This is a genomic window from Acidipropionibacterium jensenii DSM 20535, assembly GCF_000425285.1.
Taxonomy (GTDB): Bacteria; Actinomycetota; Actinomycetes; order Propionibacteriales; family Propionibacteriaceae; genus Acidipropionibacterium; species Acidipropionibacterium jensenii.
In genome coordinates this window covers 1-20,094 of the sequence record NZ_AUDD01000032.1, presented here as the reverse complement: position 1 = coordinate 20,094, position 20,094 = coordinate 1, and the positions used below count along the sequence as shown (strand labels likewise).

The 20,094-nt window shown below is 65.9% G+C and carries 15 protein-coding genes; 9 read left to right on the top strand and 6 right to left on the bottom strand.

Translation table 11 applies throughout. The features are described from left to right. Positions 1-694: 694 nt before the first annotated feature. The 3 genes from H590_RS0112685 to H590_RS16730 all read right to left on the bottom strand — a co-directional run bounded on the left by H590_RS0112685 (position 695) and on the right by H590_RS16730 (position 4,612). Entirely contained in the window at positions 695-2,425 is a 1,731-nt protein-coding gene (locus H590_RS0112685) for an ABC1 kinase family protein (RefSeq protein WP_197720499.1), read from the bottom strand. Continuing rightward, the gene (locus H590_RS0112680; protein WP_036982441.1) at positions 2,422-3,021 is read right to left on the bottom strand and encodes a PadR family transcriptional regulator; all 600 of its coding nucleotides are present in this window, start codon (positions 3,019-3,021) and stop codon (positions 2,422-2,424) included. The genes H590_RS0112685 and H590_RS0112680 overlap by 4 nt, the downstream gene beginning before the upstream one ends. A gap of 244 nt (positions 3,022-3,265) precedes the next feature. After that, positions 3,266-4,612: an MFS transporter gene (locus tag H590_RS16730; protein WP_232021000.1), complete on the bottom strand. Its 1,347-nt coding sequence runs from the start codon at positions 4,610-4,612 to the stop codon at positions 3,266-3,268. Positions 4,613-4,799: 187 nt separating this feature from the next. Here H590_RS16730 and treY point away from each other — a divergent pair, with 187 nt between their 5' ends. Then, the gene (gene treY / locus H590_RS0112665; protein WP_028703820.1) at positions 4,800-7,373 is read left to right on the top strand and encodes a malto-oligosyltrehalose synthase; all 2,574 of its coding nucleotides are present in this window, start codon (positions 4,800-4,802) and stop codon (positions 7,371-7,373) included. A 966-nt stretch (positions 7,374-8,339) separates the two neighbouring features. Here treY and H590_RS17525 read toward each other — a convergent pair. Beyond that, positions 8,340-9,281 carry a type IV toxin-antitoxin system AbiEi family antitoxin domain-containing protein gene (locus H590_RS17525; RefSeq protein WP_051238614.1) on the bottom strand — a complete coding sequence of 314 codons (942 nt, stop codon included), beginning with the start codon at positions 9,279-9,281 and terminating at the stop codon, positions 8,340-8,342. Positions 9,282-9,921: 640 nt separating this feature from the next. On the opposite strand from H590_RS17525, the gene treZ reads away from it, so the two are divergent. Beyond that, positions 9,922-11,694: a malto-oligosyltrehalose trehalohydrolase gene (gene treZ / locus H590_RS0112655; RefSeq protein WP_028703817.1), complete on the top strand. Its 1,773-nt coding sequence runs from the start codon at positions 9,922-9,924 to the stop codon at positions 11,692-11,694. A gap of 46 nt (positions 11,695-11,740) precedes the next feature. Continuing rightward, positions 11,741-12,364: a VanZ family protein gene (locus H590_RS17520; RefSeq protein WP_161626028.1), complete on the top strand. Its 624-nt coding sequence runs from the start codon at positions 11,741-11,743 to the stop codon at positions 12,362-12,364. Positions 12,365-12,421: 57 nt separating this feature from the next. Here H590_RS17520 and H590_RS17515 read toward each other — a convergent pair whose 3' ends face one another. Both H590_RS17515 and H590_RS17510 read right to left on the bottom strand, forming a co-directional pair. Next, positions 12,422-13,009 carry an arsenate reductase/protein-tyrosine-phosphatase family protein gene (locus tag H590_RS17515; protein WP_051238612.1) on the bottom strand — a complete coding sequence of 196 codons (588 nt, stop codon included), beginning with the start codon at positions 13,007-13,009 and terminating at the stop codon, positions 12,422-12,424. Positions 13,010-13,091: 82 nt separating this feature from the next. Continuing rightward, positions 13,092-13,652: an arsenate reductase/protein-tyrosine-phosphatase family protein gene (locus H590_RS17510; RefSeq protein WP_084149521.1), complete on the bottom strand. Its 561-nt coding sequence runs from the start codon at positions 13,650-13,652 to the stop codon at positions 13,092-13,094. A 205-nt stretch (positions 13,653-13,857) separates the two neighbouring features. On the opposite strand from H590_RS17510, the gene H590_RS16705 reads away from it, so the two are divergent. The 6 genes from H590_RS16705 (at position 13,858) to H590_RS0112600 (ending at position 20,064) form a co-directional block, all read left to right on the top strand. Next, entirely contained in the window at positions 13,858-14,526 is a 669-nt protein-coding gene (locus H590_RS16705) for a YveK family protein (protein ID WP_051238610.1), read from the top strand. A 75-nt stretch (positions 14,527-14,601) separates the two neighbouring features. Then, positions 14,602-15,752 (top strand): IS3-like element ISPfr10 family transposase gene (locus tag H590_RS0112620; RefSeq protein ID WP_097776160.1). Its coding sequence is split into 2 segments (ribosomal slippage): positions 14,602-14,872 and positions 14,872-15,752, totalling 1,152 coding nucleotides; the frame shifts between segments, so codons are not numbered across the junction. Next, entirely contained in the window at positions 15,646-16,719 is a 1,074-nt protein-coding gene (locus tag H590_RS17505) for a polysaccharide biosynthesis tyrosine autokinase (protein WP_084149520.1), read from the top strand. Before H590_RS0112620 ends, H590_RS17505 begins: the two co-directional genes overlap by 107 nt. Before the next feature lie 68 nt (positions 16,720-16,787). Continuing rightward, on the top strand, positions 16,788-18,368 hold the full coding sequence (locus H590_RS0112610) for a sugar transferase (RefSeq protein ID WP_126412660.1): 1,581 nt from the start codon (positions 16,788-16,790) through the stop codon (positions 18,366-18,368). A gap of 154 nt (positions 18,369-18,522) precedes the next feature. Further along, complete coding sequence (locus tag H590_RS17500) at positions 18,523-19,266, top strand: transposase family protein (protein WP_051238607.1); 744 nt, start codon at positions 18,523-18,525, stop codon at positions 19,264-19,266. A 510-nt stretch (positions 19,267-19,776) separates the two neighbouring features. After that, on the top strand, positions 19,777-20,064 hold the full coding sequence (locus tag H590_RS0112600; RefSeq protein WP_028703815.1) for a transposase: 288 nt from the start codon (positions 19,777-19,779) through the stop codon (positions 20,062-20,064). The last annotated feature ends 30 nt before the right edge of the window (positions 20,065-20,094 follow it).

Here is a 20,094-nt window from a genome sequence, read left to right as displayed (position 1 = left end):
GTTCGCCATCCCCGCCACCCTCGCCCGGAGCGGCCGGCGCGTCATCCTGCACGTCTCGGATCGCCAACCATGGGTCGACACCGTGGTCGCCGCAGTCGGCGTGCTGCGGGGCCTGCCCGCCCCCGCGGGATAGCCCCCGGTATGCACCTTGACCGCCCACCATCTGAAAGAACCCCACGGCCCGGACAGCCCGACCCCCGCAGCGACATGCGGCGAACCGTCGCACCCGCCTGCCAGAATCAATGCTCAGTTCGACGACACAGCCGCCGAACCCCCACCCAGCAGCCACCCATGAAAAATCGAGGTTAATGGCGATTCTGGCCTGGCGACCCAGCCGACCTCGCCCCGGGATCCGGAGGACGGGAGTGCGTAGAAGCAGTTGAGAGAGTTCCATACTGAACTTCTCGTGGTCCACGACCCATTCTGGCCGGGAGACGCACAATCTGTGGACAACTGACAGTGGCCAACAGGGCCTGTGGACAACTCGCGGTGCCCCCGACTCTGCCGAGCCGTGAACACATCACTCACGGAAGTGGGGACCCCAGCTCCGGAGGATCGCCCACAGCAGTTCCGCGAGTGAAATGTGCACATCAAGGGTCCCAAGAGATCCGCACCAACGCGGATTCTCCCGGGAACCCCCAGCGAGATGAGCACCTCAGCAACACCCCCGGGGAACCCACGAGAGAACCACACCTCACCGGCGGTTCCCGAAGAAGAGTGCATGAAGGAGCGGGATCGCCGAGATCGACATCAACACGATCCCCAGCGGGGCGTTGATCCGGTGCAGCAGGGCACCGCCGATCAGCAGCCCGGTGAAGACGATCGCCGAGATCACCCGGCCGATCGCCCGCTCGACGCGCTTGAGCTGCCGATCGATCTCGGGGGTCTCCACCGACAGCTGCCCGCGCTCGACCAGGGAGATGATGTGGTCCGCCCGCCGCGGCAACTCGGCCACCACACGCAAGGTGGAAACCGCCTCCCGCACGGCCTGCTCGGCCGCTCCGCCTCCCTCCTCCTGGATCAGTCGCGTGGCGTAGGGCTGAACGGCATCCCACATGTTGAAGTCGGGATCCAGGGACTGACACAGCCCCGACAGCAGCGACACGGTCCGGATGATCAGCAGGAAGGCCTGCGGCATCTGGAAGGGCATCGACTCCATCAACCCGCGGAACTGCCTCCCCAGCCGGATGAACTGCTGGGGGTCCACATTGCGCAGCTCATTGAGGCCCATCCCGCCGAACTGCTCGAAGAGCTTGACGACGAGCCGTTCCAGCTGCCCGATGTCGGCGCTGGGAAGAAGCACGTCCATGTCCTGCATGGCCTTGACCAGACGCTGTCCGTCCCGCGAGCCGATCGCGATCATTGCCTCGCGCAGCCCGCCTCTCAGGGTGGGAGGAACCTGGCCCATCATCCCGAAGTCGATGAGGACGAGTCTCCAGTTCTGCCCGGCATCCTCGGCGGCACCATCACTCAGCGGTGCGATGAACAGGTTGCCCGGGTGCGGATCGGCATGGAAGAAGCCGGTCCCGAAGAGTTGGTCGAAGGTCAGTTCGGCGAGTTGCTGGGCCACCGCGGCGGGGTCGACGCCGGCGCCCCGGATCGCGTCGAGATCCCTGATCCTGATGGCGGTGACGTCGGACATCGTGAGCACTCTGCGGGTGGTCTGTTCCCAGGCCACCCGGGGGTACCCGACGCGGGGATCGTCGTGGTGCTCCTCGGCGAACCGTTCGGCATTGGCGCCCTCATGGAGATAGTCGATCTCGAGCATGCTGATCCGCCCGAACTCGTCGACCAGGGCCGGGGCATCCACCCGGTCGGAGACGAAGTCGAATCGCATCAGCCATCGCGCGACCGTCCGCAGGGCCGACAGGTCGGTCTCGACGACCTCTCCGATCCCGGGACGCTGCACCTTGACGACGACCTCGCGGAACCCGGCGACCTCGGCATTGGCTCCACTCAGCCGGGCGCGGTGCACCTGGCCGAGTGAGGCAGCCGCCAGCGGAGTGGGGTCGAAGTTGTCGTAGACGGTGTCCAGGGGCGCCCCGAAGCTCTCCTCGGTGAGCCTCCGAATGTCCTCGAAGGGAACCGCCGGAGCCTCGTCCTGGAGCCCGGCGAGTTCCTCGGTCACCTCGGCCGGCAGCACATCCATCCGGGTGGACATGAACTGCCCGAGCTTGATCATCAGCCCGCCCAGGTCGGCGGCCAGGTCGTGAAAGTCGCGAGCGGCGTTCTTCAGTCTCTCGTCGCGGCCGCGGATCGCCCGTTTGCGAAATCCGAGCATCGGCATGACGACGGCGAACCACCACATGTGGAGGATCTGCCCCGCGGCGAACCGCAGGATCCGGTTGTACCGTCTCCGCAACGACCGACGTCGGGATCTGTCGACCGAGCGCGTCTGGTCAGCGCCCACGGAGAGGCTGCTCACTCCTGGGAGAGGATCGTGTAGATCCCGCGGCGGGCGTCGTCGAGGATTGTGACCGCCTTGGCGATCTGCTCGGGGTCGCCTCCCCTGGCGATCTGGCCGACCGCCTGGGCGAGCTTGGTGGCGGCCTTGGGCAGCTCGATGGTCCTGCCGGCGTTCTGGGCGGCAGCGGTCTGCCAGGGTGCGGACTCCTCGTCGGCACCGGCTGCCTCCTCGCGGCCGGCGTCGGTGAGCCGGTAGGTCTTGCGACCCTCGGACTCCTCCACCTCGACCAGCCCCTCGTCGGCGAGCATCTGCAGGGTCGGGTAGACCGATCCGGCCGAGGGCTTCCAGACGCCGTGACTGCGGGTCTCGATCTCGCGGATGATCTGGTAACCGTGCATCGGCTCCTCGCCGAGCAGGGTGAGAATGGCGGCGCGGACGTCACCACGTCCCATCCGCGGGCCGAACCGGCCGTGGTGGGCGGGAATGCGGCCGTTGGCGAGGTCTCGGACGGCGTCGACGATCTCCCAGGGGGACGTCGGGCAGTCCCCACCGTGACCGTGGCGCGAGCCGTGGCCGCAGGACCCTGCGCTGTCTCCGGAATGCTGTGGGCACATGATGGATTTCCTCCTCCGGGTCCGAGGATGCTCTCCAGCACCCCCGAATGAACGATATGCCAACGATACATCGTTCACTCAAGGTCGGTCCGAGCCCGCGCCGCCGGAAACGCGACGACAAGGAGAGCTGCCGGATCAGGAGAACACACAGGGAGCGGGGCGCCCGTCTCGCGACGGGTGCCCCGCTCCTCTGGTTGATCAGTTCACATCGCTCCGCGCGGACGCACCGCGCAGAGGCACAGCCTCAGTCGATGGCGGCCATCTCGCGCTCGGGAACCATCTCGACGGCCTCGCGGCCGATGGTGTCCAGCTCGCGGTCCTTGGTCTCGGGGATCGTGAGGCAGGCCACGAAGGTGCAGGCGCCCATCGCGATGAGGTAGACGCCGACCCATCCGGGGCCGTAGGTGGTCGCCAGCCAGGTGGCGATGAAGGGGGCCACTGCAGCACCCAGAATCGAGGAGACGTTGTAGGCCACGGCCGAGCCGGTGTAGCGGACGTTGGTCGGGAACAGCTCCGGCAGCAGGGCCGACTGGATGCCGAAGGTCAGGCCCATCAGGGCCATGCCGATGAGCATGAAGACGGTGATCCGAGCGATGTCGGCGCTCGCCCCGGTGCCGACCCGGGCAGGATCCAGGAAGAACTGGAAGGTGAGTCCGAAGACCATGATCGCGGCGGTGGTGCCGGTGAGGAAGCGCTTGCGTCCGACCTTGTCACCGAGCCAGCCCGAGATCGGGATGGTGACCGCGAAGGCGCAGATGGTGATGATCTGGACGATCAGGAAGCGCTGGTAGCCGATCCCCAGGAAGCCGGCCTCAGTCTTGCCGATGGCGTAGGAGAGGATCCAGGTGGTCATCAGGTAGAACAGCGTGTAGGTCGACAGCATCAGGAAGGTGCCCTGGATGATCTGGCGCCACGAGGTGCGGAAGGCCGCGGCGACGGGGGCCTTGACGACCTCGCCGCGCTGCTTGCTGACCTGGAAGGCCGGGGTCTCCTCCAGCTTGAACCGGACGTAGAGGCCCAGGGCCACGATCACCGAGGAGAACAGGAAGGGCAGCCGCCAGCCCCACACCAGGAAGGTGTGGTTGGTGGTGGCGCTGGTCGAGTCGTAGTTCATCGACACGGTGAGGAAGAGGAAGAAGCCGTTGGCCAGTGCGAAGCCGATCGGGGCGCCCAGCTGGGGCCACATGGAGTCGAACCCGCGCTTGCCCTTGCGGGCGTTCTCGCCGGCCAGCAGGGAGGCACCGGACCACTCGCCGCCCAGGCCCATGCCCTGGCAGAACCGCATGATGGCCAGCAGGGCGGGCGCCCAGATGCCGATCTGGTAGAAGGTCGGCAGGAAGCCGATGACGACGGTGGCGATACCCATGGTCAGCAGCGAGGCGACCAGGGTGGCCTTGCGTCCGACCCGGTCACCGAAGTGGCCGAAGACGACCGAGCCGACCGGGCGGGCCACGAAGGCGACGCCGAAGGTGGCCAGCGAGGCGAGCAGTGCGCCGGTGTCGGAGGCCGAGTGGAAGAACAGCATCGGGAAGACCGAAATCGCCGCGGTGGCGTAGACGTAGAAGTCGTAGAACTCAATCGTCGTCCCCACAAGTGAGGACAGAATAATCCGAAACTTGCTGTTGCCGGATGGTGTCGTCACTGCCTGCGGAGATGTATCGATTGCGTTGCTCATGGTCGAGAATTCTGCGCCTGTCTCTCATCGCGGGCAATCCATCTCATATTTTGAGCAGATCCCCTGCACAGGGGACCGCCCCGTTCCGACGTCGCCTCGTAGTGTGGGGACCGTGACTCCTCCCAGCAGCGACTTCGCGACCCCGGCCAGCACGTACCGTCTGCAGTTCAACGCGGACTTCGGCTACGACGACGCGCGGGCCCGGCTGGACTACTTCCGCAACCTCGGCGTCACCCACCTGTTCTGCTCCCCGATCCTGCAGGCGGCACCGGGCTCGACCCACGGCTACGACGTCGTCGACCACACCCGGGTCTGGCAGGAGTGCGGCGGGGAGGACGCCTTCCGCCGGCTGTGCACGGCCGCCCACGAGCACGACATCGGCATCGTGGTGGACGTCGTCCCCAACCACATGGCCGTGCCCACCCCGCTGTGGCACAACCGGCCGCTGTGGGATGCGCTGAGGCAGGGTCCCTCCTCCCCCTTCTCGAGCTGGTTCGACATCGATCTGTCCAACTCCCTGTCGGTCCTCATGCCGGTGCTCGGCGATCGGATCGGCACCGAGCTGGCCAATGGCAACATCCACCTGGAGACCCGCGACATCCCGCTGCTGGACCAGCAGGGGGCCGCCGGGTCGCGCACCGAGCGGCAGAACGTCGTCGTCTACTTCGACCACGTCTTCCCGGTGCGTCCCGGCACCGACGATCTGCCTCTGGCGGCCCTGCTGGACCAGCAGTGGTACCGGCTGGCCTACTGGAAGGTGGCCAGCGAGGAACTCAACTACCGCCGGTTCTTCGACGTCGACACCCTGGCGGCGATCCGGGTCGAGGATGACGAGGTCTTCCAGATCAGCCACGCGAAGCTGCTCGAGCTGTACCGCGACCACATGATCGACGGCTTCCGGATCGACCACCCCGACGGTCTGGCGAACCCGCGCAAGTACCTCAACGATCTGCGCAGGGCCACCGACGGCGTCTGGGTGGTGGTGGAGAAGATCCTGGAGCCCTCCGAGACGCTGCCCTCCGACTTCGCCTGCAATGGCACCACCGGCTACGACTCCCTGTTGAGGGTGGACGGGTTGTTCAGCGAGCCGAACGGGCTCTCGGAGCTCGACCGGGTCTGGGAGCGGCTGGCCGGCACCGCGCAGGAGCCCGCGCCGTCCTTCTCGACGACCCTGCGCAAGGCCAAGCGCGAGGTCATCAGCGACATGCTGTTCACCGAGGTGAACCGCCTCACCAGCCTGGCGGTGTCGATCTGCGCCGGCGACATCATGCTGCGCGACCACACCCGTCGTCAGCTGCGCCGGGCGATCACCGCCCTGCTCACCTCGATGGACCGCTACCGGGCCTACATCGAGCCCGGTGTCGAGGCGCCCGACGCGGAGAAGGCGGTCATCCAGCGGGCCGCCGACCGGGCGCGTCACGGGCTGGACGAGGACGAGATGGACTCCCTGGATCTGGTGGTGTCGTTGGCCTGCGGCACCGTCGGGCCGGCCCATGATCCTTACGCCCAGGCCGAGCGCGACGAGTTCATCACCCGGTTCGCCCAGACCTGCGGGCCGGTGATGGCCAAGTCCAAGGAGGACACCGCCTTCTACCGCTACACCCGCTACACGGCGGTCAACGAGGTGGGTTCGGACCCGGGGCTGGTGGGGGTCTCCCTCGACGACTTCCACAACTTCGCCGGGCACATGGACCGCGCCTGGCCGACCACCATGACCACCCTGTCGACCCACGACACGAAGCGCTCCTCTGATGTGCGGGCGCGTCTGTCGGCGCTGCTGGAGTACCCGACGCTGTGGGCCAAGACGGTGGGCGAGCTGGAGACCTTCGCCCGGCGCTGGCGCGAGGACGAGGTGGACGGTGCGACCGCGAACCTGCTGTGGCAGACCCTGGTGGGGACCTGGCGGCTGCCGGGGACGGCGGCCGGCTCCGAGCCGATCTCCTCGGAGCGGCTGTCGGGGTATCTCACCAAGGCGATGCGCGAGGCCAAGACCCACACCAGTTGGACCGAGCAGGACGCCGACTACGAGAAGGCTGTTCTGGAGCTGGCGGCCGAATGTCTGGAGGACCCGACGGTCAGCGCCCTGCTGGACGAGTTCACCTGGCACACCTTCAAGGCCCAGCGGGCGGCGATCCTGGGGCGCAAGCTCATCCAGTTGACGATGCCCGGGGTGCCCGACAGCTATCAGGGCTGCGAGCTGGTGGACCTGTCCCTGGTGGATCCTGACAATCGGCGGCCGGTGGATCTGGATCACCGTGAGGATCTGCTGGCCCGGCTCAGGCCGGGGACCTGGAGTCCACTGTCGGGGGTCGCCGACGAGGAGAAGCTGGACGCCGAGAAGCTCCTGGTGACCTCGTCTGCGCTGGGTTTGCGACGGGCGCACAGTTCGGCGTTCCGGGGGTCGGAGGCCGACTACCGTCCGGTGGCCACGACCACCGGGCATGCGGCTGCCTTCGCCCGCCTGGAGGCCGGCGCGAAGACGGTGACCTCGATCACCGTGGCCACCAGGCTGGCGGGGGTGCTGGCCGAGCGGCACGGCTGGGCGGACCACCACGTGGTGCTGCCCGAGGGGCGGTTCCGCGATCTGTTCACCGGCCGGGAGCTCAACGGCGGTCAGGTGTCGCTGGCCGAACTGATGAACACCCTCCCGGTGGCGCTCCTGGTCCCCCAGGACTGAGGGCCGGTCACTACCACCGGCCACTCCCCGCCCCACCGCCTTCGTCCCCACTCACCTCTCCCCCGTCGCCGGCTTCCGACCCCTCCTCCGGTTCGTGTTCGATCCTTAGGCGACTACGACCCACGATCGAACACAAACCCCAGAGCAGCGGCCCCGGGGCGCCGGTCTGTCCCTCGACGACCGCTCAGTGCAGGCCGCCGACCGCCCCTCCGCATTCGCCCCCGCTCACCTCCCCCCCCCGTCGCCGGCTTCCGACCGCCCCACCGATCAGTGTTCGATCCTCGGGCAACTACAACCCACGATCGAACACAAACCCCAGAGCAGCGGCCCCGGGGCGCCGGACTGTCCCTCGACGACCGCTCAGTGCAGGCCGCCGACCGCCCCTCCGCATTCGCCCCCGCTCACCTCCCCCCCCCGTCGCCGGCTTCCGACCGCCCCACCGATCAGTGTTCGATCCTCGGGCAACTACAACCCACGATCGAACACAAACCCCAGAGCAGCGGCCCCGGGGCGCCGGGCTGCCCCTCGCCGACCGCTGAGTGCTCACCGCCGACCGCCCCACCGATCAGTGTTCGATCCTCGGCCAACTACAACCCACGATCGAACACGAACCCCGGGGACCTCGACCCCGACCACCGGCATCACCATCGCTGGCCCCCAGGACTGGGAGCCCGCTCTCGGCTCGCCCGCCTTCCTTCCCCTCGTCACCAGCCCCCGCCGGCCTGCCCTCTGCCACCGACCACCGGGCACCGATCTCCCACCGCCCCACCGGATTGTGTTCGATCCTCGGCCAACTACAACCCACGATCGAACACGAACCCCGGGGAGATCGACCGTGGGGGCGCTGGGCTGCCCCCTCACCGAAGACTCGGCTTCCCCACACGAGGCACGGGGACCAGGTACGCCTGGCACCGACCACAGGACCCGCCCCACTCACGCCGACGCCACGACACCACAGCCAAGACTTCAGCTCCCCGGTCCACCCACAACTCGACACCGAGGACAGGGCTTCAGCGTCCCGGTCCAGCCACGGGCCTGCAGCACCGTGGCGATCTTGGACGCGGTCTCGCAGGGCCTGTCGACCACATCGCTCCAACAGAACCTCAGGGTGGCGTACCCGGCCGCCAGATGATCGGCGTCCCGACGGGCATCCCGCACCTCGCCGGGGCCACGATGCCCCAGCCTCCCATCGAGTTCGACGAGGAGCTTGTACGCGTCGTGGCCCATGTCCGAACTCGTCCCCCTCGAGTAGGACTCCTGACGGCTGGGGGTCGGCAGACCGTGCGGCACCTCAACGCTCTTCTGGAACCTGACCTCCATCGGACTGTGCGAACCGCCCCCGACCACCTGGAGGGTCTCGGCGATGAGTCCCCTCCGCGGGAGCTTCGGGGAGGCATCAATGGCGGCCGCCAGCCGCTCCACCGTCGTGCGCCGGTGGTGGAGCGCCTCCGACAGCCAGTGGGCGATGCCATCGGTAGTCCCCTCGGCGCACAGGTCGAGGATGGCCTCCTCCGCGCTGGTGTGGGGTGGCGACCCGATGGCGGACCGCATCCCGCGCCGGAAGCGCCAGAACCGACCGGCCCGTCGCCTCACCTTGGACCGGTCCGTGGACCAGACATCGATGGGCCTCGGTGCCTCGGCCAGGCCCATCAGATGAGCAGCGGCGGCACCGCCGAGGGTGGCGCCCGGGCCGGCGATCAGCACCCCGGCCCGGGCGAACTGCCTCCAGCCCGGGAGCCCGGACGAGTAGACACCGGGGCTCAACCGGTGCCATCGGCCGCTGTCGACGAGGGAGCCGATGCCGTCATCGGTGAGGCCACGGGACCTCGCCTGAGCGCGGGTGATCACGTGGTCCTGCTCGTCCAGAAGCCACTCGACGGACTCGGGAACGCGGGTTCGGGGTCTCATGGGCCAGCAGCTTCACGGACGAGACGCCGCCCGGCCAGAGCCTGGCACCCCATCTGTGGACAACAAGAATCTTGTCCACACCCGTCACACCCTCAGCCGGGGACGCCAACAGGGATGACGCTGGCCCTGGCAGACGCCAACGGGCCCGTTCGTGTTCGATCTTCCGGTGAACTCGACCGAAGATCGAACACAGACCCCCGGACCAGGCCCGACCTCGGGCCCACGACCCCACGCGGCGCCCGTTTCTGTGCGATCTTCCGGTGAACTCGACCGAGGATCGCGCACAAACCCCCACGCTGGACCTGACATCGGGCTCACGACCCAACACGGCGCCCATTCGTGTGCGATCTTCCGGTGAACTCAACCGAAGATCGAACACAAACCCCCACACCAGACCCGTCATCGGACCCGAGGCCCTACACCAGGCCCGTTCTCGTTCGATCCTCCGGCGAACTCAACCGACGATCGAACAGAAACCCCACGCTGGACCCGACATCAGGCCCTAACCGCACGCCGGGCCCACCATCAGGCCCACGGCCCCACACCAGGCCCCACACCAGACTCGCCATCAGCCCCACACAACCCCAGCTCCCGGCGAACTCACCAGGGCCCAGCCGAACACCGGCATTACGGTGGAGCCATGCCCCCTCGTGACTATCAGCAGATCTGTGTCTGGGCCCCGGACGCCTCCACCGTCGACACCCTCCTGGACGGCGACCGGCTCCCGCTGACCGCCGGCGATGACGGCTGGTGGACTCTCCCCCGGCGGGTCCGAGAGGGTCAGCGGTACACCTTCAGCATCGACGGCGGCGATCCACTTCCCGATCCGCGATCCCTCCTCCAGCCTGACGGGGTCCACGGCTCCTCGGAGGTCTTCGACCCGACCACAGCGGACCGCGAACCATGGGACGGGGTGGATCTTCGGGGGAAGGTGCTCTACGAGCTGCACGTCGGCGCGTTCACCCCCGAGGGGACCTTCGACGCGGCGATCTCCCGGCTCGACGACTTGGCGCGGTTGGGGGTCGAGGCGGTCGAGGTGATGCCGGTCGCCCAGACCCCGGGACATCGCAACTGGGGCTACGACGGGGTGGATCTGTACGCCACCAGCACCGACTACGGCGGCCCGGCGGGGTTCATCCGGTTCATCGACGCGGCCCACCATCGCGGCATGGGGGTGCTGCTCGACGTCGTCTACAACCATCTGGGACCGGAGGGGAACTACCTGGCCCAGTTCGGCCCGTACTTCAACCCCGCCCACGAGACGCCGTGGGGACCGGCGGTCAACCTGGACGGGGAGCATGCCGGCCCGGTGCGCCAGTTCCTCATCGACAACGCCCGTCAGTGGCTGGTCGACATGGGGCTGGACGGGTTGAGGCTGGACGCCGTCCACGCCCTGATCGACGACTCGGACCGGCACTTCCTGGCGGAGCTGTCGCAGGCCACCGCCGGGTGGGCCCGGGAGCTCGGCCGGCCGCTCACCCTGGTCGCCGAGTCCGACCGCAACCAGCCGTCGACGGTCTGCCCGGTCGGCTCGGGTGCCGACGCCAAGGGGATGGCGATGCAGTGGGCCGACGACGTCCACCACTGCCTGCACGCCTTCCTCACCGGGGAGAAGCAGGGGTACTACGTCGACTTCGGGACCGCCGACACTGTGGCCAGGGCGCTGACCAGGGTGTTCATCCATGACGGCGGCTGGTCGACCTTCCGCGAGCAGCGCTGGGGAGCCCCGGTCGAGACGTCGGGGCGGCACTACGACGGGCACTCCTTCGTCGTCTTCCTCCAGGATCACGACCAGGTGGGCAACCGGGCGGCCGGGGACCGGATCGGGCACGGCGTCGACGACGGTGCGCAGGCGGCCGGGGCGGCGCTGTACCTGCTGAGCGCCTTCACCCCGATGATCTTCATGGGTGAGGAGTGGAACGCCTCGGCCCCCTTCCCGTACTTCTGCGACATGGGCCCCGAGCTGGCGCCGCTGGTGACCCAGGGACGCCGCGACGAGTTCGCCCGCACCGGTTGGGCCGACGACGTGCCCGACCCGGAGGACCCGGCGACGTTCGAGTCGGCCAAGCTGGACTGGGACGAGCGCGACGAGCGGGATCACGCCCGGATGCTCGACTGGTACGCCACCCTCATCGGGCTGCGCCACGAGGTGCCGGAGCTGGCGTCGGGTGACCTGTCCCAGGTCGATGTCACGGTGGTCGACGAGGACACCGTCGTGGTGCACCGGGGACGGTCGGCGGTGGTCGCCAGCAGGGCCGAGGGCGAGGCCCAGGTCGATCTTGCCGAGATCCTGGAGGGCGGTACTCCCGAGGTGCTGGCGGGCTGGTCCCCGATCTCGGTCAGTGGCTCGGCGATCCGGTTCCGGGGTCCGGGGGCTGCGGTGGTGCGGCTGAGTGCGGCGGATGACCACTGAGCGCCCCTGGCACCAGATCGTTGCACGCGGCTCGTACTGTGAAGTCGTGACCTCCCCCAGCAACGCGCCGCGATACCGGCTGCCTCCCGAACCCGGGACGCAGTCATGGGGCGGCCCGTCGCAGTCCCAGGGGAGTTCGACGCCACCGCAGGGGGGCAGGAGATTCTCCTACCCGTGGCCGGTCCACCAGGTGTCCGACCAGCAGATCCAAGACCGTCCGGTGGTGGACGGGATCTCGGTGCTGGCGAGGCTGTGCGCGCTGATCTATCTGCTGATGATCGGGATCGCGGTGCTGCTCCCCGATCCGAGACTGATCGCAGTGTTGAAGCTCAGGGTGGCCCACGTGGTCCAGACGGTGGCGCACCACATCGCCCAGGCCCATCCCACCGCCGTGGGGGACGTTGCAAGCAATATCGCGGCCTTCGTGCCGGTGACTCTTCTGCTGGCGCTGGCCTGGCGGAAGGTCCCGCTGTGGATCTGGGGTGTCGCGGGGATGCTCATCAGCACCGCCGCGGAGCTGCTGCAGTTCCTGTTGCCGCAGATTCACCGCCGGCCGTACTTCTGGAATGTGGTGGAGAACTCCGTCGGAGGGTGGATCGGGGTCGCCATCGCGGCGGTGCTCTTCCAGCTGGTCGGACGCCATCACGAGAATGCGCGCCAAGGCCCCTGAGAACAGGGACAGGCTCAGATCGCGTGGTGCGCCGCAGGCCAGCGGGCCCGGCGCAGGTCAGCCGATCTGGGCCGCCCTGTTCCTCGGGCTGTGTCTGACGGTGGTGACGATCTGGTCGACGGCCGCCCTGATCTCGGCCAGTGCCCGGTCGTAGTCCTCGGCCTCGCGGCGGAACGGGTCGTCGATGACGAGGTTCGGGCCGAGTGGGAATCGGCCGCGCTGTTGACTGGCTCGGTCCATCAGGTCCTGGAGCCGGGACTCATCGTCCAGGCGCACGGGCCAGGTGATCTCGCCGGAGGTGTCGAGGTAGTCGCAGATCAGGGCGAACTCACGCAGCGTGTAGGCCCGCTTGAGCGCCATCGGGACTCGTCCCAGAATCCAGCTTCGCTGGTCGGTGTCCATCGTGAGCACCAGGTCCGAGTGGGCGATCATGGGCTCGGTCACCTGACGGGCGGCGTGCGGCACCACCGGAACCCCGGCGCGCTCGATCGCCTCCAGCATCCCTGAAGCAATGTCGGAGCCGACCACGGCTGCCACACCTGCGCTGTGCACATGAGCGGCATCGAGGCCGACAGCAAGCAGTTGCGCGGCGATCGGGGAGCGACAGATGTTTCCGGTGCACACGACCAGAATCTCGAAGGCCATGCGAACAGTATCGGGGTTGTGCGCGTCTACCACCGCACCGGCGCCCGCGGGGAATCCGCCTGGCAGTGTGCCGAGCTCCACATCATGAGGGCCACTCGATCCTGTTCACCATCAATTCGACGTCGTTCCAGATCGCGTCTGCGGCCCTTGCCATCGCCTGTTTCCCCTTGTGAAAAGGATCCTCGATCCAGTCCTCGTCTGCCACTTCGGGACGTTGCTGACGGACATCCCTCACAAGATCGTTGACATTCATCAGGGCACGACGAGGCTGGACTCTCAGCACAGCGGCCAACTGCCCGAGCGAGACCACTCGACCCAGATACTCCGGGTACTCGCGGGCGATCCACTCTGCATGCTCAGGCCCGAAGACCATCACGATGTCCGCCCCCTTGAGCAACCGGCCAGTGAGTTGCTGGGCTCGGTGAGCCGATGCATCTATGCCCCTCATGGCGGCTTCTCGAGCCATCTGGGGCTCCATGGCGTTGCCGACAACCGCCATCACTCCGGCGGATCTCACCATGGCCGTGGAGGTCGATCGAAGACGCGAGGCCAAGCACACCTCGGCGAATGCAGACCGGCAGATGTTTCCCGTGCAGACAAACAGCAGGTGAGCACGTCTGGCATTTCCGCTGGTCAACTGCATGGTCACGATCCTCCCATGACTCCCCCTGAACAGGTCGCGGCACCCCCATCACGCACATTCACCAATTAGCAAGCTCCTCCCCTCTTGTCAAGAGAGTCGTTTGCCTGCAAGAACAACCTGCGGCAGCGAACCAGTATCATGACTCCGGCAATATGCCGCACGGCCACCGAGTGTGTGCTTTCCGAGTGGACTAGGACCCCGTACCATGACGCTCCGAGACTTCCTGAAGCTGACAAGACGTCGGCTGGGGACCATTGTCACGTGCACCCTGCTCGGTGCCGTCGCGGCCGCAGGCCTGCTTGTGGCAACGCCGACCAAGTACTCTGCGCAGGCCACCGCCTATGTCCGCGTCGCGGTTCCGACCAACACCAGTGGGTCCACTGACTCGAACTCGTACTTCGCCGCATCGCAGCTGGCCATTCAGAAGGCCAAGGCCTTTGTCTCTGTGTTCACATCCCAGTCCGTGGCTCAGAGCGTCATCAAGCAACTTGGCCTGGAGACCACTCCGGCCGATCTCGTCGGCGACATCAGCGCCTCCAATGCCACCAACTCCCTGACGATTGTTGTCACCGCTTCTGGGGACAGTCCCCAGCGAGCTCGCAGTATCGCGGACGCCGTCGTCACCCAGTCTGCCGCCCAGGTGAGGCGTCTGGAGGGCGAGACCTCGCCCGTTCAGGTCGTCATGATGGCTCCGGCAAGCCTCTCGCAGATCACCAAGGCCCCCTCACCGGTCAAGTACTTGACTATCGGAATCCTCGGTGGACTGGCAATCGGCCTTCTCGCAGCGTTCGCCAGGCAGCACTTTGACACCCGCCTGCGCACTGCAGACGACATCACAGACCGATTCAAGTCAGCGGTACTGGCGGTGGGCTGACCCCGTTTTTTAGGTCCGGTGGTTCTGGGAGTCGTCCTGTCGCCCGTGGTTGCGGGCAGGGAGACTGGTCAGATCATGTCGAACAGCAGGAAGCGTCACACCCCGGAGCAGGTCGTCCGCAAGCTCGGGCAGGCCGACAGGATGCTCGCCGACGGCAGCGACATCGCCGCGGTGTGTCGGGAGCTTGGGATATCCGAGCAGACGTATTACCGGTGGCGTAACCAGTACGGCGGACTGAAGGCCGACGACGCGAAGCGCCTCAGGGAGCTGGAGAAGCAGAACGCCACGCTCAAGCGGTTGCTGGCCGAAGCGGAGCTGGAGAAGGCTGCGCTCAAGGAGCTGGCCGAGGGAAACTTCTAGGCCCGGGCAGGCGCCGCGCCGCCGTCTCGCACCTGATCAGGACACTGCAGGTGAGCGAGCGGATGGCGTGCCGTCTGGCCGGGCTGAGCAGGTCCGCGTACCGTCGCCCGCTCAAGGGCGACACGGTCGCCGACCCTGATCGCGCGTTGCGAGACTGGCTGCGCGCGTGGGCGAAGAAGCATCCCCGCTACGGGTACCGGCGGGCGTATCACGACGCCCGGGGTGAGGGCTGGGCGGTCAACCACAAGAAGATCCAACGCCTCTGGCGAGCCGAAGGCCTCCGCGTCCCGCAGCGGCGACGCCGCAAGCGTGTCGGATCCTCGACCGTCGACGCCCCGGCGGCGGTCGCACCGAACCTCGTATGGGCGGTGGACTTCCAGTTCGACGCCGACGAGCGGGGCTGCCCGATCAAGATCTGCTCCATCGTCGACGAGCACACCCGCGAATGCATCGGCGGGCTCGTGGAGCGGTCGATCACCGCCGACCGGCTCACCGCCCACCTCGAAGAGCTCGTCGCCGTCCGCGGTGCACCGGGTGTGCTCCGCAGCGACAACGGGCCCGAGTTCATCAGCGACGCGATGGCCGACTGGGCGGGTACCCGCACCGGCCTGTTCTACATTCCGCCCGGCTCGCCCTGGCACAACGGATACGTCGAATCGTTCAACAGCCGCCTCCGCGACGAGTGCCTCAACATCAACAGCTTCTACTCACTGCTGCACGCTCAGGTCGTGATCGGCGACTGGAAGACCGAGTACAACCATCAGCGTCGGCACTCATCGCTCGGCTACCTACCCCCGGCCGAGTACGCTCGGCAGTGCACCCATCAAATCGAAACCGACGACTCACAGAGCGACCGGACCGAATGAAGGGGGCGGCCCAGCGGTCCTTCCCCAGTCGAAGGGCATCGCTCGAACCGACTCGGACCCGCAGGACGACTTCCAAGCGGCCGAGTCTCTGCGCAAGCTCCGAACCAATCTGCGCTACACCAACATCGACCACCAGGCGAGGGTCATCCTCGTCACCTCCCCATTGCAGGGTGATGGGAAGTCATCAGTGGCTGCGGGTTTGGCGAAGGTGATGGCCGTCGCAGGCGATGACGTCGTCCTGGTCGACACCGACCTTCGCCGCCCCAGCATGGCTGGTACCTACGACCTTCGCGGGCCGCTCGGGTTGCTTCAGGTCCTCATCGGTTCAGCGCCCGTCGAGAGCACTCTCCACTCGACCGGGATACCCGGCCTTTCGGTTCTGCCGGCCTTTGACACTCCCCCGAACCCGTCCGAGCTCCTCGGATCAGCCCGAATGGCCGATCTCGTCAAGCACCTGGCCCGCAACCACAACGTGATCCTGGACGCGCCGCCGGTCCTGCCAGTGACCGACGCGGTGGTGCTCTCTCACCTTGCTGACGCGATCGTCGTCGTCGCTTCCGCAGGCCACACACGAGCCGAACAGCTCGAACACGCCATCGCATCCCTCAAGCACGGAGAGGGCAGAATCGCAGGAGTCGTGCTCAATCGGGCCGCCTCCTCCAAGTTGGCCAGGCTGCGCTACGGCGACGCCGAGTACGGGTACGAGTACTCCAAGTCGGAGTACACCTCAGCGCAGAAGCGACGCATCCCCACAGAGTCGGAAGATTCTGACCATACGAGTCAGCTCGTGCCGCCATCTCAGAGCGCTGCGGAGGCAGCCTCGGAGACCAGGCGAATGCCCGTGGTCCCCCATTCTGGGGACTGTTCTGCGGTCGGCGTCACGGTCAGCTCCGAGCAAGAGGAGCGCCAGGATGAGCATTGGCCGACAAATCTCCCCTTGTGGCGCGGCACTTCCAACGGTTCATAAGGCCATGACTACTGGTTCTGACCGAGTTGTCAGTCTGTGAATTCTTAACCTAGGATCAGGATTGCTGATTGCCAAACTCGGCAGCGGGTTTGAGCGATTTCTGCAGCGGGACGGCGAACACGCCGGTTTCCCTCGACCTGGACACGAGGCGGACACACATGGCAACTGATGAGCTCACCGTCGAAGCACCGGGGACGACAACCGCCGCGCCCGGCCGCGAGCGCGTCTTGCATCGCCAGACTCGTGAGCCCGCGTGGGGCCGCATCTTCCGGATGGTGCTCGTCGCCACGGATGCCGTGGCGATTGCCATCGCAGTGGCATTCTCAACCGCCTTGATGACTCCGGCTGACCTGATCCTTGAAGAGGTCGCTGGACTGCCCTACATCGTCATAGCTCCTCTCCTGGGAGTGATCTGGCTTGTTGTTCTGGGAACAGGCGGCTCTCGCAACCCGTGGATCACGGGTTCCGGCGTCGAGGAGTACATGCGGGTCACCAAGTTGAGCCTCTACATGTTCGGCGCCATCGCCATCGCCTCCTACATCCTCAAGGCCCAGTTCGCGAGATCCCTGTTCATCGCCCTCCTGCCGATCGGCGTACTCCTGCTGCTCTTCGGGCGATGGCTGGCCCGAGCGTGGATCAACACCACGCGCGGCCATGGCAAGAACCTCACCTCGTGCGCCGTGGTCGGACCGACCGACCAGGTTCAACGCGTTGTCGGCGATCTGAGGCGCCACACTGACGCCGGCTTCCAACCACTGGGCGTGTGCCTCCTCGACCAGGAGGATCAGCCCGGTGACGTTGCTGGCATCCCCACCTTCAGCGCCAACCAGCTGCTCGGTACTGCCAACTCGACCACCTTTGACGCCGTGATCGCCACCGAGGGCCTTCCCGACACGTACCTGCGCCGACTCGCATGGAACCTCGAGGGATCCTCAACCGCTCTCGTCGTCACGCCGCGTGTCATGGACATTGTTGGACCGCGCGCTCACTACACCGACGCGCCTGGTGTGTCACTTATTCACGTCGATATCCCCGTCTTCTCCGGATGGAAGTACGCCGTCAAACGGGCCTTCGACATTGTGGTCTCCGTAATCGCGCTCATCGTTCTCTCCCCTGTTTTTCTCATCACTGCGATCCTCATCAAGCGCGAGGATAGTGGACCAGTGATCTTCCGGCAGCAGCGGGTGGGTCAGAATGGTGAGCCCTTCACCATCCACAAGTTCCGCTCGATGAGCGTCAACGCTGAGTCCAAGATCCAGAAGCTCATCGACGACGCCGGCGGCCACGCCTTGTTCTTCAAGCTCGATCACGATCCGCGTATGACCAAGATCGGCGCAACCCTTCGCAAGTACTCGATCGACGAGCTTCCCCAGTTCTGGACGGTTCTCAAGGGGAACATGAGCGTCGTGGGCCCTCGACCGCAGATGGCTCGCGAGGTCGCCGAGTACACCCCCGCCTACAAGCGGCGCCTGCTCACCAAGCCTGGGATCACGGGCCTGTGGCAGATCTGCGGCCGCTCCGATCTGTCCCCGGAGGAGGGCATGCGACTGGACCTCCGCTACGTCGAGAACTGGTCGCCCATCTCAGACATCATCATCGTCGCCAAGACGATCACCACAATTCTCAAGCCAGAGAATGGGGCGTATTAAGAGCGTTATTCACGGAGGGCTGTATTGACGTTTTAGGGGTGTCTTCAAGAAAAGCATCGGCCTCTTCAAATACAATGTGGTTACCACACCAGAACAATGTATTTGGAGAAGGCCGATGCATTACCAGACTACTACAGGACCCGACCCCGATGACATGACCGAACTCGTCGCCCGGGTCCACGACATCCTCACATGCCAGGGCATCGACCTGCGGGGCCACCGGCTGGGCCTGTACCGCCAGGTCGAACTCACGCTGGTGCTGTTACGCCAGGACATGGTCCAGATGTGCGCCGCCGACCTGTACGCCATCTCACAGCCCTCGGTCTCCCGTATCTGGCGGCGTGTCCTTCCCCTGCTGGACGAGGTCCTGGCCTTCAACGGCGTCAGCCTCCAGGAAGCCGTGGCCCAGGGCGAGCCGGTGCTGGTCGACGGCACATTCATCCCCACCGGCAACCGCCCGGCCAGCGGGCAGTCGAAGGCCAACTACTCCGGCAAGCACCACGTCCAGTGCCTCAACATCCAGGTCGCCGGCACCCTGGCCGGGGACCTGATCGCCACCTCGGAGCCGGCACCGGGATCGCGTCATGACTCCGCGGCGATCCAGCTGTGCGGGTGGCAGGAGATCCTCCACGAGGCGCAGGCCTGCTGGATCGCCGACACCGCCTACATCGCCACCACCGCGATCACGCCCATCAAGAAGACTCCCGGGCGTGACCGTCTCGACTGGGAGAAGACTTTCAATCATGACGTGTCCAGCCTCCGTTCGGCCATCGAGCACATTATCGGTCAGCTCAAGAACTGGAAGATTCTTGCAAAAGGATACCGGGGCCGCCTCTCTGAACTCCCCACAATCATCAGGATCGTCACCCGACTCGAACTCTACAGAATCGGCTGGTAATCACCGATGAATAGTGCCCTAAGACGCCAACTAAATAAACCAACTCGGGCTCGGTTCAGACAATGAATACTCTCGTTCAGAACAATCTCTGATAAACGAAGCTCAAAGACTGCAAACGAACGGTTCTCCAGAAACGATCAAACTTCAGCACAACAGCGACTAATCGCAATGAAGAGCGACTATCTTTCACATCATGGATTCGCTATCTGCCGCATTAAAAGCAGTCTTTCTCCACGCATTTCGATCCCACTTCCAAATTGAAACCACATTGCTCTTGCTAGCGCCCTGGAGGAGCCCTTTAAGTGGCTCTTCGCAGTTGAGGGGGTAGGTGGTTGGGCGTGTTGATGCCCGGTAGGGGTCGAGGTCTTCCGATGATGGAAGTTCCTACACTCGCCATCTGGAAGACCTCGACGTGCACCACGCTACCTTCACGACCCCTGACTGGACTGAGTGAAGCTTCCCGGACTCTTGAGGAAAATCATAGTTTCGAGAATCGGGTAGGATCACATCATGTCAGGATCGAAGTACAGTCCCGAGTTCAAGAACCAGGTCGTTCTTGAAGTCGTGGACAAGCATCGCACCATCAAAGCCGTAGCAGAATCATACAATCTTGTCGCTCAGACTGTCGGTGTATGGGTCAAGGAGTATCGCAAGAAGAATCCGGACCCGGAAACCGAGAACCTCACCAGTGCCGAGTCGGCCGAACTCGAACGGTTGAGGAAGGATCTCCGTGAGGCCCGGATGGAGAACGAGTTCCTAAAAAAAGCGGCAGCCTTCTTCGCGAAGGAATCACAGTAGCTGTCCGCTACACGTACATCTTCTCGCAAG